General features: G+C 30.4%; 7 protein-coding genes. All 7 read left to right on the top strand.

What is annotated here, in order from left to right; all coding sequences use genetic code 11:
* The first annotated feature begins 97 nt into the window (after window positions 1–97).
* Entirely contained in the window at window positions 98–2,044 is a 1,947-nt protein-coding gene (locus tag LG649_RS01460) for a peptidylprolyl isomerase (protein ID WP_226540165.1), read from the top strand.
* 3 nt (window positions 2,045–2,047) lie between these two features.
* The gene (locus LG649_RS01465; RefSeq protein WP_226540166.1) at window positions 2,048–2,902 is read left to right on the top strand and encodes a peptidyl-prolyl cis-trans isomerase; all 855 of its coding nucleotides are present in this window, start codon (window positions 2,048–2,050) and stop codon (window positions 2,900–2,902) included.
* The gene (locus LG649_RS01470) at window positions 2,865–4,319 is read left to right on the top strand and encodes a peptidylprolyl isomerase (RefSeq protein ID WP_226540167.1); all 1,455 of its coding nucleotides are present in this window, start codon (window positions 2,865–2,867) and stop codon (window positions 4,317–4,319) included. The genes LG649_RS01465 and LG649_RS01470 overlap by 38 nt, the downstream gene beginning before the upstream one ends.
* 4 nt (window positions 4,320–4,323) lie before the next feature.
* Window positions 4,324–5,277 (top strand): AAA family ATPase, encoded by a 954-nt coding sequence (locus tag LG649_RS01475; RefSeq protein WP_226540168.1) that lies wholly within the window; start codon window positions 4,324–4,326, stop codon window positions 5,275–5,277.
* 11 nt (window positions 5,278–5,288) lie between these two features.
* The gene (locus tag LG649_RS01480; RefSeq protein ID WP_226540169.1) at window positions 5,289–5,594 is read left to right on the top strand and encodes an acyltransferase family protein; all 306 of its coding nucleotides are present in this window, start codon (window positions 5,289–5,291) and stop codon (window positions 5,592–5,594) included.
* Between the two features lie 390 nt (window positions 5,595–5,984).
* Window positions 5,985–8,762 (top strand): bifunctional aconitate hydratase 2/2-methylisocitrate dehydratase, encoded by a 2,778-nt coding sequence (locus LG649_RS01485; RefSeq protein ID WP_226540171.1) that lies wholly within the window; start codon window positions 5,985–5,987, stop codon window positions 8,760–8,762.
* Window positions 8,763–8,898: 136 nt separating this feature from the next.
* Window positions 8,899–14,403: an alpha-2-macroglobulin family protein gene (locus LG649_RS01490; RefSeq protein ID WP_449587084.1), complete on the top strand. Its 5,505-nt coding sequence runs from the start codon at window positions 8,899–8,901 to the stop codon at window positions 14,401–14,403.
* Window positions 14,404–14,447: the final 44 nt, after the last annotated feature.

Raw genomic sequence — 14,447 nt, forward strand, 5'->3', positions numbered from 1 at the left:
CAATTATAATATTTTATTGCTTAAGCCGTTAGAAAAACAACTTGTATAATAGCTTTATATTAGTATTTTTGTATTCATTCTAAAAACAAAATGAACTATGCGCGCAAGCGGATTTTTGTCTTTATTTATTAGCCTTTTAACCATTAGTTTGCATGCTCAAACTAATAAAGAAGAAGTATTATTTACAATTGATGACGAGCCTGTTTATACTAGCGAATTTTTAAGAGTTTACAATAAAAATTTAGATTTAGTACAAGATGAATCTCAAAAAAACATAGATGCTTATTTAGAGCTTTTTGTTAATTATAAATTAAAGCTAAAGGAGGCTCATGTTTTAGGTTTTGATAAAAAACGAAATTATATTCGCGAATTATCTAATTACAAAAAACAGTTAGCTAAAAGTTTCATGAGAGAACCTGAAGTAACCGATGCTTTAGTAGAAGAAGCCTATCAGCGTATTTCGTTCGATATTAATGCCAATCATATTCTTGTTAAATTAGAAGAAACAGCAAATCCACAAGATACTTTATTAGCCTACAATAAAATAAATAGTATAAGAAACCGTGCTTTAAATGAAGGGTTTGAAAAAGTTAGGCAAGATGTGCATAATGGCCAAACTATTTATGGTGAAAAATTAGGTTATTTTTCTGGTTTTAAAATGGTTTATAATTTTGAAACAGCTGCGTTTAATACAAAAGTTGGTGATATTTCGGAACCTTTTAGAACCCGTTTTGGATATCATATTGTTAATGTAATAGATAAAAGGCCATCACGAGGAGAACGCACAGTGGCTCATATAATGTTGCAAACTAAAAGTGATAACAAAGAAAACCTTGAAGTTAAAATTAACGAAATTTATCAAAAATTAAATCAAGGTGAAGATTTTGGTGCTTTAGCAAAACAATTTTCAGAAGATAAAAGTACTTCTAAAAATGGCGGTAAATTATCGCCAATAGTAGGAGGGCAGTTGCGTTCTCAAAAATTTGAAGATGTTGCTTTTGGGCTTCAAAATGTAGGAGATTACTCAAAACCTTTTAAATCAGAGTATGGTTGGCATATCATAAAATTATACAATAAAAAACCAGTGCCAGAATTTCAAACTATTAAAGCAGAACTTACTCAAAAAGTTGAACGAGACGATCGTTCTAAGCTTATTGATGCAGCTTTAATTTCTAAATTAAAAGTGAAGTATAACATAACAGAAAAACCAGATTTAAGTTATTTTGTATCTATATTAAACGATAGTTATTTCAATAAAAATTGGTTTTTACCACCAAGTTTTGTTGGAAAAAAAGATTTAGTAGTTATTGGTAATCGTACCTTGTCTTATAAAAATTTTGGTAATTATCTAGTACGATCACAGCAAAATGTAAGTGCTAAAATTCCGTTTAAAACTATTGTAGATAATGCTTATAATAATTTCTTAAATGAAAACATTTTGCGTTATCATGAAAATAATTTAGAATTTGAAAATGAAGATTTTGCCAATATTGTTAGTGAATATCGAGATGGTTTGTTACTTTTTGATTTAATGGAAAATACAATTTGGAATAGTTCATTAAATGATACTGTTGGAATAAAAAACTATTATGATAAGAATAAAAGCAACTATTTTTCAGAAGAAAAAATAGATGCAATTGTGGCCTCATCTTCTAGTAAAAAAATATTAAAGCAAGTATCAAAATTTTTAAAAAAAGGTTCTGAAGAAGCAGAAATTAAAAGTATGGTAAACACAGAAAACGCCATCAATATTTTGTTTACCTCTGGCGAATTACGTAAACCTCATCAAGCGCTTCCAGAAACAATCGAATTTAAAGAAGGTGTATCACCCATTTATAAGCATAACGATAATTATGTAGTAGTTAAAATTAATAAAGTAATTCCTAGCAAACAACTAACACTAGTAGAGGCAAAAGGATTGGTAACTAGTGATTATCAAGAACAAAAAGAACACAACTGGATTAAGGCTTTGCATAATAAATACCAGGTTAAAATAAACAAAGAAGCACTTAAAAAAGTAGAAACCCAACTAAACAATAATTAATAAGTGCTAAAAAAACTTTTATTACTAGCTTTAATTTTTTCTTTTGTACAATCATGTCAATTCTTTAAAAAAGAACAAGAAGGCATACCAGTGGCAAGAGTAAACCAATCGTATCTATACCAAAGCGATCTAGAAGATTTAGTTCCAGAAGGTGCTTCTGCAACAGATAGTACACTTTTAGTGCAAAATTTTATAAATAAATGGGCTACGCAACAATTATTTTTAGATGGAGCAAAATTAAATTTAAGTACAGCAAAACAAGAAGCCTATAATAGGCTTATAAACCAATATAAAAATGATTTATATACTAAGGCTTATGTTGATGCTTTAGTTAAGAAAAACATGGATACGCTTGTTAATTTACAAGAAATAAAAACGTATTATAATGATAATAAAGAGGTTTTTAAATTAAATGAAGAATTAGTTAAATTTCGCTACATTCATCTGGACGAAAATATTATTAATTACAAGGATATAAGCGAGCGTTTTAAACGTTATAATAATGAAGATAAGAAAGTACTCGATTCAATTTCAATTCAATTTAAATCTTATTCATTAAACGATTCAATTTGGATAAAATTAAATCAGGTAATTGAAAAAATACCTGTAATAAATGCAGAAAATAAAAGCGAATTGTTAAAAAAATCTAATTTTATACAACTCAAAGATTCATTAGGAGTATATTTGATGCAAATTAATGATGTGTTACTCCGAAATGATGAAGCTCCAATGGAGTACGTTAAACCAACCATTACACAAATAGTGGTTAATAAACGCAAGTTAGATTTAATAAGACAATTAGAAAAGGATATCACTAAAGATGCTATTAAAAACAAACAATTTGAAATTTACAATTAATTTGAAATACATTTTACCCATTGGCTTAAGCCTTTTGGCGTTAAATGTTATGTCGGCTCAAGAGGTTATTGAAGACGAAAAGGAAATAGTCGAAACAAAAGCAATCGATACAACTAAAAGTAAAAATGCATTAAAAGTAGATGGTGTTGCAGCTGTTGTTGGAGACTATATTGTTTTAGACTCTGATGTAGAAAAGGAACGTTTGCAATTAGAAGCAGGAGGTTATAGTACCAAAGATATTAAAGATTGTGAGTTGTTTGGTAAATTGTTAGAAAACAAACTATATGCACACCATGCCATTCAAGATAGTATAATTGTATCTGATGCAGAGATTAGGCAACAAGTTGATTATCAAATTGAGCAGTTCTTGCAACAAGTTAATGGTAACATGGATAGGTTACTAAAGTTTTACAAAAAGGAAGACGAAAAAAGCTTTAGAGATGAAATGTTTGCAATAAATAAAGCAAACCAACTAGCACAACGTATGCAGGCTAAAATTGTTGATGCTGTAGAAATTACTCCAGATGAAGTACGTACTTTTTTTAAAAATATACCTAAAGACGAACTTCCAACTTTTGGAACAGAATTAAAAGTAGCACAAATTGTTGCAGAGCCTAAGGTTTCTGAAGAAGAAAAACAACGTGTAATAGACAGGTTAAAATCTTTTAAAGCAGATATAATAGAAAATGGAGCAAGCTTCCGTTCGAAAGCGGTTCTATACTCCGAAGATCCTGGTTCTGCAAGTAGAGGTGGTAAGTATACTTTAAATAAAAAGAAACCGCAAATGGTAAAAGAGTTTCGTGAAGTAGCTTTTGCATTGCAAGAAGGCGAAATATCAGAGCCTTTTAAAACGGATTATGGTTACCATATTATAACTTTAGAAAAAATTAGAGGGCAAGAATACGATGTAGCACACATTTTATTAACTCCAAAAGTTTCTAATGAAGCCATTACTGAAGCAAAAGAACGTTTAGAAAAAGTAAGAGAACGTATTGTTTCTGGCGATATATCTTTTGCCGATGCAGCAAAAGAAGCTAGTGATGAAAAAGAAACAAAAAATGATGGTGGGCAATTAATTAATCCAACAACGCAAGATTATAATTTTGAGTTAACCAGAATGGATCCAGAGTTATATGCACAAATTCAAAATTTAAAAGACGGAGAAGTTAGTCTAGTACAAACAGAACAAGATAGAACAGGTAATGTTAAATTTAAAATTTTAACCGTAAGTGATAGAGTAGACGACCATACTGCAGATTACGCCAAAGATTTTTTGAAGATTAAAGAATTAGCCTTAGACGAGAAGAAAATTCAAGCCATTGAAAAATGGCAAAAAGAAAAAATACTTGATACTTATATTAAAATTAGTGGCGAGTATAGAGATTGTAACTTTTCTAGTAACTGGTTAAAAAGGTAATTTCATGTCTGACGTAGCTGCTATAGAAAAATTTGTAAATCAATTTAAAGAATTAAAATCTGAAATTGCCAAAGTAATTATTGGTCAAGACGAGGTTGTTACACAAATACTAATTTCAATTTTTTCTGGTGGTCATTCATTGTTAATTGGTGTTCCTGGTTTAGCAAAAACTTTAATGGTAAATACCATTTCTCAAGCTTTAGGTCTAGATTTTAAACGTATTCAGTTTACTCCAGATTTAATGCCTAGCGATATTTTAGGAAGTGAGATTTTAGATGAAGACAGGCAATTTAAATTTATAAAAGGCCCTATTTTTTCTAATATCATTCTAGCCGACGAAATAAACCGTACACCACCAAAAACACAGGCAGCTTTGCTTGAAGCCATGCAAGAACGAGCAGTTACAGTTGCAGGGCATCATTATAAACTCGATTTACCATATTTTGTTTTAGCAACTCAAAACCCAATTGAGCAGGAGGGAACTTATCCATTACCAGAAGCTCAATTAGATCGTTTTATGTTTGCTATTAACCTAGAGTACCCAACCTTTCAAGAAGAGGTAGAAGTAGTAAAAGCTACTACATCAAATAAAAAAGTAGAAGTAAAAGCGTTATTTTCATCAAAAGAGATCTTAGGTTTTCAGCAATTAATTCGTAAAATTCCTGTAGCAGATAATGTTATAGAATATGCTGTAGCAATGGTAGGTAAAACAAGACCTAACGGAAATAATACTCCAGAAATTGTAAAAAATTATATTGATTGGGGAGCAGGACCAAGAGCCTCTCAAAATTTAGTTTTAGCAGCCAAAACGCACGCTGCCATTAACGGTAAATTCTCGCCAGATATTGAAGATGTACAAGCTGTAGCCATTGGAATTTTAAGGCATAGAATAATAAAAAATTATAAAGCAGAAGCAGAAGGAATAACAGAAGAACAAGTTATTAAAGCGTTGTTTTAAATTAGGTTTTTATGCAACCTATAACAACTTCCAAAGAAAGAATTTATGGGTTAGATTTGGTAAGGGCTATTGCAATACTACTTATATTAAGCTCACATTCTACCATTTTAATTTTTCAAGACTCAGAATTAAAATCAATTAAATTTAACCAGTTTTTTGGAACAGTAGGTGTTAATGTTTTCTTTGTTTTAAGCGGGTTTAATAAATTTTTAATTCTGCTTTCATATTGGGTTTTAAGCTTTATGTTAGCTTATTTAATGTTTAATTATTTGGAAAAGACAATCTTAAAATTTAGAGATAGAAATATTAATGCTTAAATAGTTTTTATTTAAAGCTAGTTTCTTTAACAATTAGTTATCAATAAGTATAAAACTGTACATGAAGGAATTACCGTAATTATAATGATAAAAAGTATATTATGGTAAAACGAAAAGGTTTTAGTTTAAATAATATTCAATATTTTAAACTTTTTGATATAAAAAATGCAAATCATATTAAATATTAATAGGACTATAATAATTTAGTATTGTAAGGTGAATCAATACCCGTTTTATTTTTAAAACTTTGTATTTATTTAGTATTTTGCGTGACTTTTAAAATAAACTAATAACTATAACAAATGGCTTAATCTACAAATAAAAGGGTTTGTAAAATACTAACATTCATCTAAAATTTGTAGCGGGCCTAAAACGAAAAGACTTCTAAATATGAGCATTTACAGTGAGTACCTTAAGGAGATTGAAGAAAGAAAGGCTCAAGGGTTACATCCCAAGCCAATTGATGGAGCTGAATTAACTAGTGAAATAATTTCGCAAATTAAAGAAGCAAATAATCCACACAGAGAAGAATCTCTAAACTTTTTTATTTATAACACCCTACCAGGTACTACAAGTGCAGCAGGTGTAAAGGCAAAGTTTTTAAAGGAAATTATCCTTGGAGAGGAAATTGTAGATGAAATAACGCCAACTTTTGCATTCGAGCAATTATCTCATATGAAAGGTGGGCCATCAATTGAAGTTCTTTTAGATATTGCCTTAGGAGATAACGTGGCATTAGCCAAAGAAGCAGCTAAAGTTTTAAAAACACAAGTTTTTTTATATGAAGCTGATACAGAGCGATTAGAAGCGGCATATAAAAATGGAAGTGCTATTGCTAAAGATATTATAGAAAGTTATGCGCAAGCAGAATTTTTTACAAAACTTCCAGAAGTAGAAGAAAAAATTGATGTAGTTACTTACATTGCAGGTGTTGGCGATATTTCAACCGATTTACTTTCACCTGGTGCCGATGCACACTCACGTTCAGACCGTGAATTTCATGGGCAGTGTATTTTCGAGCACAATAAAGATATGCAAAAAGAGGTGTTGACTTTAAAAGAGCAACACCCTGATAAACGAGTTATGTTAATTGCAGAAAAAGGAACTATGGGAGTAGGATCTTCTCGTATGTCTGGTGTAAATAACGTAGCCTTATGGACGGGTATTTCATCATCACCATATGTGCCATTTATTAATATAGCTCCTGTAATTGCAGGAACTAACGGAATAGCACCAATATTTTTAACAACAGTAGGTGTAACTGGTGGTATTGGTATCGATTTAAAAAATTGGGTTAAGCAAAAGGATGAAAACGGAAATACTATTGTAGATGAAGATGGTGAGCCAATTTTAAAAGAGGTTTATTCTGTAAAAACTGGTACTGTTTTAACTATTAATACAAAAGAGAAAAAATTATACAACGGAGATAAAGAGTTAAAAGATATTTCTACAGCTTTAACTCCACAGAAAATGGAATTTATTAAAGCAGGTGGGTCTTATGCTGTAGTTTTCGGAAAAAAATTACAAACCTTTGCTTGTAAAGTTCTAGGTATTGATATTCCTCAAGTATATGCACCTTCAAAAGAAATTTCTATAGAAGGACAAGGTCTAACCGCCGTTGAAAAAATATTTAACAAAAATGCTGTTGGTACTACACCAGGTAAAACGTTACATTCAGGATCTAATGTTCGTGTAGAAGTAAATATTGTTGGATCTCAAGATACAACTGGTTTAATGACTTCTCAAGAATTAGAAATGATGGCAGCAACTGTTATATCTCCTATTGTTGATGCAGGTTACCAATCTGGGTGTCATACAGCTTCTGTATGGGACGATAAATCTATTGCAAATATTCCACGTTTAATGAAGTTTATGAACGACTTCGGGTTAATTACAGGTCGTGATCCTAAAGGAAAGTATCATGCAATGACGGACGTAATTCACAAAGTTTTAAATGATATTACTGTTGATGATTGGGATATAATTATAGGTGGAGATTCACATACACGTATGTCTAAAGGTGTTGCTTTTGGTGCCGATTCTGGTACAGTAGCATTAGCTTTAGCAACAGGTGAAGCAACAATGCCTATTCCAGAATCTGTAAAAGTTACTTTTAAAGGAAACATGAGAAGCTTTATGGATTTCCGTGATGTGGTTCATGCTACACAACAACAAATGCTTAAGCAATTTGACGGAGAAAATGTTTTTCAAGGTCGTGTTATTGAAGTTCATATTGGTACATTAACTTCAGACCAAGCCTTTACATTTACCGATTGGACTGCCGAAATGAAAGCAAAGGCATCAATCTGTATTTCAGAAGATGAAACTTTAATAGAATCTTTAGAAATTGCTCGCGACCGTATCCAAATCATGATAGATAAAGGTATGGATAACGAAAAGCAAATGCTTAAAGGTTTAGTTGACAAAGCAAATAACAGAATTCAAGAGCTTAAAACTGGTATAAAATCAGCTTTAAAACCAGATGCAAGTGCTAAATATTATGCTGAAGTTGTTATTGATTTAGATGAAATTGCTGAACCAATGATTGCCGATCCAGATGTAAATAACGAAGATGTTTCTAAGCGCTACACGCATGACACAATACGCCCATTATCATTTTACGGAGGAACTAAAAAAGTAGATTTAGGTTTTGTAGGTTCTTGTATGGTTCATAAAGGCGACATGAAAATTTTAGCGCAAATGCTAAAAAATATTGAAGCACAGCATGGTAAAGTAGAATTTAAAGCGCCATTAGTGGTAGCACCACCAACTTATAATATTGTTGATGAGTTAAAAGCAGAGGGCGACTGGGAAGTATTACAAAAATACTCAGGTTTCGAGTTTGATGATAGTGCACCAAAAGGATTAGCACGTACAAAATATGAAAACATGCTATATTTAGAGCGTCCAGGTTGTAACCTTTGTATGGGTAACCAAGAAAAGGCCGAACCCGGAGATACGGTTATGGCAACTTCAACACGTTTATTCCAAGGTCGTGTAGTAAAAGATTCTGGAGAGAAAAAAGGAGAATCTTTATTGTCTTCTACACCAGTTGTAGTATTATCTACAATTTTAGGTAGAACTCCAACTATGGAAGAATATGAAGCAGCCGTAGAAGGTATAGTATTAACTAAATTTAAACCATCACAAAAAGAATTAGTTCTTTAAAAGAAAGGTTTTAAAACATAATAAGTATTTAAAAAGCTCGAATTTTATATTCGGGCTTTTTTCTTATCGAAAATTTGATAATAGTAGCACCTTAGTTCGTATATTTTGATAAATTTGGTTAAACCATTTTAACCATATAGTTTTGAAAAAAATAGCCTACCTATTATGTCTTTTGTTTTTAAGTTTTATTTCATGTAAAGATGATTCAAGTGTTACTCTAGATAACATTCAAAAATTTAAGGATTACATTTTTGAAGTATCTACAGGAGTAGTTTCTACTAAAGATGAAATAAAAATAGTATTAATAAACCCAATAAAAGATATTTCATCTGAAGTAGAATTGGATAATAGCATACTTAAAGTATCTCCTAAAATAAAAGGAAAAGTTGTTGCAAAAAATAACAGAACAATAGCCTTTATACCAGATACAAAGTTTGAACAAGATACCCGTTATACATTTAAACTAGATTTAGCAGCAATACAAGATGTTAGTAGCGAGTATGAAACATTTGTTTTTGATGTTAAAACCATTAAACAAGATTTTCAAGTTATTCCAAATAATCTAGAAAGTTATTCAAGAAATTGGCAATACTTAAATGGAACATTACGATCTAGTGATGAAATTTTAACATCAACCGCAAAAAAATTAATTACGGCAAAGCAAAAAGGAAAAACTTTGCCAGTAAAAATTTTAACTGAGAATTTAGAAGGAAATTATTTTAAATTTAAAATAGATAGTATACAACGTTTTGATGAGGATACCGATATAGAAATAGAATGGGATGGAGGTAAGTTTAACATTGATACTGAAGGCGATTATACTTTTAATATACCAGGTAAAAATAATTTTCAAGTAATTGATATAAATGTATTTGATGAAAAAGATAAATACATTGAGATTAATTTTTCTGATCCAATTAAAAAGAATTTAGATTTAAACGGATTAATTACCATTGAAGGTAAAAGTTATCTGTCATTTTCTATTAACAACAATGTCGTAAAAGTTTATGTCGGAAATATTGAAGACACTAAAACACTTAAAATACATAGTGGTATTACAAATGCTTATGGCTTTAAGCTTAAAAACACTGTTACTAAAGAAATTACTTTTGAAGAAATTAAACCAGATGTTAAACTGTTACAAAACGGCACAATATTACCAACTTCAGAAAATTTAAAATTTAATTTCGAAGCAGTAAACTTAAAAGCAGTAGATATTACAATTATTAAAATTTTTGAAGATAATGTTTTACAATTTTTACAAAACAATAATTTAAAAGGTAGTTCAGAGTTATTAAGGGTAGCCAGACCTATAGCTAAAAAAACAATTAATTTATCTAAATATAAAACAGATTTATCTAACTGGAGATCTTATGCTGTAGATTTAAAAGAAATTATTAATCCAGATCCAGGAGCTATTTATCGCGTAGAAGTAAGTTTTAAAAAGCAGTATTCTAATTATAAATGTGCAACTGAAGATACAAGTGAAATAATTGAAGAAGTTATAAATTACGATCAAGAAGCTGAAGAAACTAGTAACTGGGATAATGATTACTATTATGAAGATTATGATTACGATTGGCGAGAATCTGATAATCCCTGCAATAATTCGTATTACCGAAACAAAAAAATAAGTTCAAATATTTTGGCTTCAAACATTGGAGTAATAGTTAAACAAGGCACAAAAAATAACTACTTTGTTGCAGTTAGCGATATTATTACAACCAACCCAATTGCAGATGCCGAGGTGAAATTTTACAATTACCAACAACAATTAATAGGAAAACAAAAAACAGATACCGAAGGTAAATTAGAGTTTCCAGCTACATCAAAAGCTTATTTTGCAGTTGTAACAAAAAATAAAATAAGTACCTATGTTAAGCTAAACGATGGTAATGCTTTGTCTGTAAGTAAGTTTGATGTTTCTGGAGCCGAATTAAAAAGAGGATTTAAGGGATTTATTTATGGTGAGCGAGGTGTTTGGAGACCAGGAGACACATTACACTTATCATTTATGCTAAACGATAAAAACAATAAATTACCAGAAGATCATCCAGTAAAACTAGAAATTTTCGATCCTTATGGCACACTATCATATTCTAGCATAAATACCAATGGTTTAAATAACTTTTACAAGTTTACTGTGCCCACACAATCAGACGATTATACAGGATCTTGGATGGCTAAAGTAAGTGTAGGCGGTGCTATATTTAATAAAGAGTTAAAAATAGAAACCATTAAGCCTAATAGGTTAAAAATTAAAACATCTATAACAGATAAAATAACAACAGCTAACAAACCAATTAATGGTAATTTAGAAGCTTTATGGTTACATGGTGCTATAGCTAAAAATTTAAAAACCGATGTAACAGTAACATTCAACTCAATAAAAACTAAGTTTAAAGCTTTTCCAAGTTTTGAATTTGACGATCCAACAAAAACATTTTCAGGTAAAGAGCAATTGGTATATAATGGTAAAATTAATAACGAGGGTAAAGCTCAGTTTTCATTCAATGCTTATACAGGAAATAGTGCTCCGGGTTTATTAAAAGCAACTTATGTATCTAAGGTTTACGAAGAAGGTGGCGATTTTAGTACTGATGCATTTTCTGTTACCCATGCACCATACAGCTCATTTGTTGGTTTGCTTACCCCAAAAGGAGATGCTGCAAGAAATATGCTATTAACAGATACTAAACACAGATTTGAGGTTGCTACTGTTAATGCTTATGGGCAACCTACAGCAGTAAATAATCTTAAGGTAACTATTTATAAAGTTAACTATAATTGGTGGTGGAATGAAGATGAAGATAATTTGTCTTCTTTCGATGTAAGTTCTAGTAGAAATGAAGAGTTTTCAACAACAGTTTCAACAAATTCTCAAGGTAAAGGCGTTTTCGAGTTCGAGTTAAAATACCCAGAATGGGGGCGTTATTTGGTTTATGTTTATAATAAAGAATCTGGGCATGCCACTGGAAAAACTGTTTTTATAGATTGGCCAGGGTGGGCAGGTAAAGCAAGAAAAGGAGATCCTTCATCTGCAACAATGCTTTCTTTTTCTACAGATAAAGTTGACTATAAAGTTGGAGACAAAGCTTTGGTTACATTTCCATCGTCAGGATCTGGAAGAGCTTTAGTAACCATTGAAAACGGTTCGGGTATCATTAAATCTATTTGGGTAAAGGCCAATAAAGGAGATACTAAGTTTGACTTACCTATTACCGCAGACATGACACCTAATGTTTATATAAACATTAGTTTATTACAAAACCATAATAATACAAAAAACGACTTACCCATTCGTATGTATGGTTTAAAAGGCATAAATGTTGAAAATCCAGAAACAAAACTTGAACCTAAAATAACCATGCCTTCAGTTTTAAAACCAGAAGAAGAAGTAACTATAAAAGTTACTGAAGCTAAAGGTAAAGCCATGACTTATTCTATAGCTATAGTTGATGAAGGCTTATTAGATTTAACTAGGTTTAAAACACCAAACCCATGGTATACCTTTTATAAAAAAGAAGCATTAGGTGTAAAAACTTGGGATATTTATGACGATGTTATAGGGGCATTTGGAGGAAATATCAATCAAGTATTTAGTATTGGTGGAGATGGTATGTTACAAGCAAGTAAAAATAAAAAAGCTAATAGATTTAAACCTGTAGTAATTTATAAAGGCCCATTTACACTTGATAAAAATAAAAGTAAAACACATAAAATAAAAATACCTAAATATATTGGTGCAGTTAAAACAATGGTGGTTGCTCATAACCCGGATACTGAGGCTTATGGTAGTTCAGAAAAATCTACACCAGTTAAAAAACCATTAATGGTTTTAGCTTCAATAGCTCGAAAAGTTGTTCCTGGAGAAAAAGTAAGAGTTCCAGTTACGGTTTTTGCTATGGATAAAAACATTAAAAATGTTAATGTAAATATTAAGCCTAATACTGTTTTTAAGGTTATAGGTAAATCTTCAAAATCTTTATATTTTTCTAACCCAGATGAAAAAATGGTTTATTTTGATGTAGAAGTTTTAAAAGATGGTGTTGGTAAAATTGATGTAAATGTTAGTGGACATGGTAAAAATGCTTCATATAGTTTAGAGTTAGATGCCTTTAATCCTAATCCTGTAACAATTGAAGCAACAGACTTTGTTTTACAGCCTAATGCATCGCAAAACATCAATTTTAATACCTTTGGAGTATCAGGAACTAATAATGTAAAATTAGAAGTTTCTGCATTTCCTTCAATAGATTTTACAGGAAGATTACAGTATTTAATAGCTTATCCACATGGTTGTGTAGAACAAACAACCTCTGCAGCGTTTCCTCAACTTTACATAAATGATATTTTTAATATTTCAGAGGATGAAAAAGATAAAACTCAAAAAAATATTCAATTAGCTATAGATAAGTTAGCAAAGTTTCAAAAATCTAACGGAGGTTTTTCATATTGGCAAAACCAAAGTTATGCTAACGATTGGGCAACTAGTTATGTGGGGCACTTTTTAATTGAAGCAGAAAAAAAAGGATTTGTATTACCGCTCGATTTTAAGAAAAGATGGCTAAATTATCAACAAAAAGAATCACAAAACTGGGAATCTTCAAATAATCAACTTGCTCAAGCTTATCGTTTATACACGTTAGCGTTGGCAAATACTGCCGATAAAGCATCTATGAATAGGTTTAGAGAACTTGCAAAACAAGACAAGCTTGATGAAGTAGCTAAATTACGATTAGCTGCTGCTTATGCATTATCTGGAAAAAAATCTGTAGCCAAAGATTTAATTAAACATTTTAATTTAATTACAGATTTAGATAAAATTGAGTATTCAACTAGTAATTATGGTTCTAAGCACAGAAATTTAGCTATGATTTTAGAAACATACATTCTTTTAGATGATGCATCCAAAGCTAAAATAATTGCAGATATTATCGCAGCAGAATTATCTAGCAATAATTATATGAGTACTCAAACCACATCTTATTGTCTTTTGGTCATGTCTAAATACGCAACATATGTAGGTAATAAGGGAATTAATTTAACTTACAGTTTTAATGGAAATAAAAATAAATCTACAAAAACAAATAAAGCTGTAATAATAGATGGTTTTAATGTGAATAATGGAAATAATTCAATTAAAATAAAAAATAATGAAGATAATATTATACATGTAAAATTAATTAATTCTGGTATTTTACCCATTGGAAGTGAAAAAATAGTACAGAAAAATATAACTTCTAGTATTGTTTTTACAGATAAATCGGGTAAGCAAATAGATGTAACAAACATAAATCAAGGTACTAATTTCGTAGCAAATATTACCTTGGTTAATAATACATCAAGTAATGTAGAAAACGTGGCTTTAAAAGCGTTGTTTCCGTCAGGATGGGAAATTATTAATAGCAGATTTAATACAGGTAATAGTATTAATAGTAAAATTGTACATGAAGATATAAGAGATGATAGGGTTAATTTTTATTTCGATTTTAAACCTAATCAAACAAAAACATTTAAAGTATTATTAAATGCATCATATTTAGGAAATTATTATTTACCAGGCTTACAGGCCGAAGCTATGTATAATAATAATTACTTTGTAAGAGGCCAAGGCCAATGGGTTAAGGTAACCGAGTAAGGTTAAATAATTACTTTAAATAAATACAAAACATGATAAATCGC

Origin of the sequence: Neotamlana laminarinivorans (genome assembly GCF_020523925.1) — a bacterium.
Taxonomy (GTDB): domain Bacteria; phylum Bacteroidota; class Bacteroidia; order Flavobacteriales; family Flavobacteriaceae; genus Neotamlana; species Neotamlana laminarinivorans.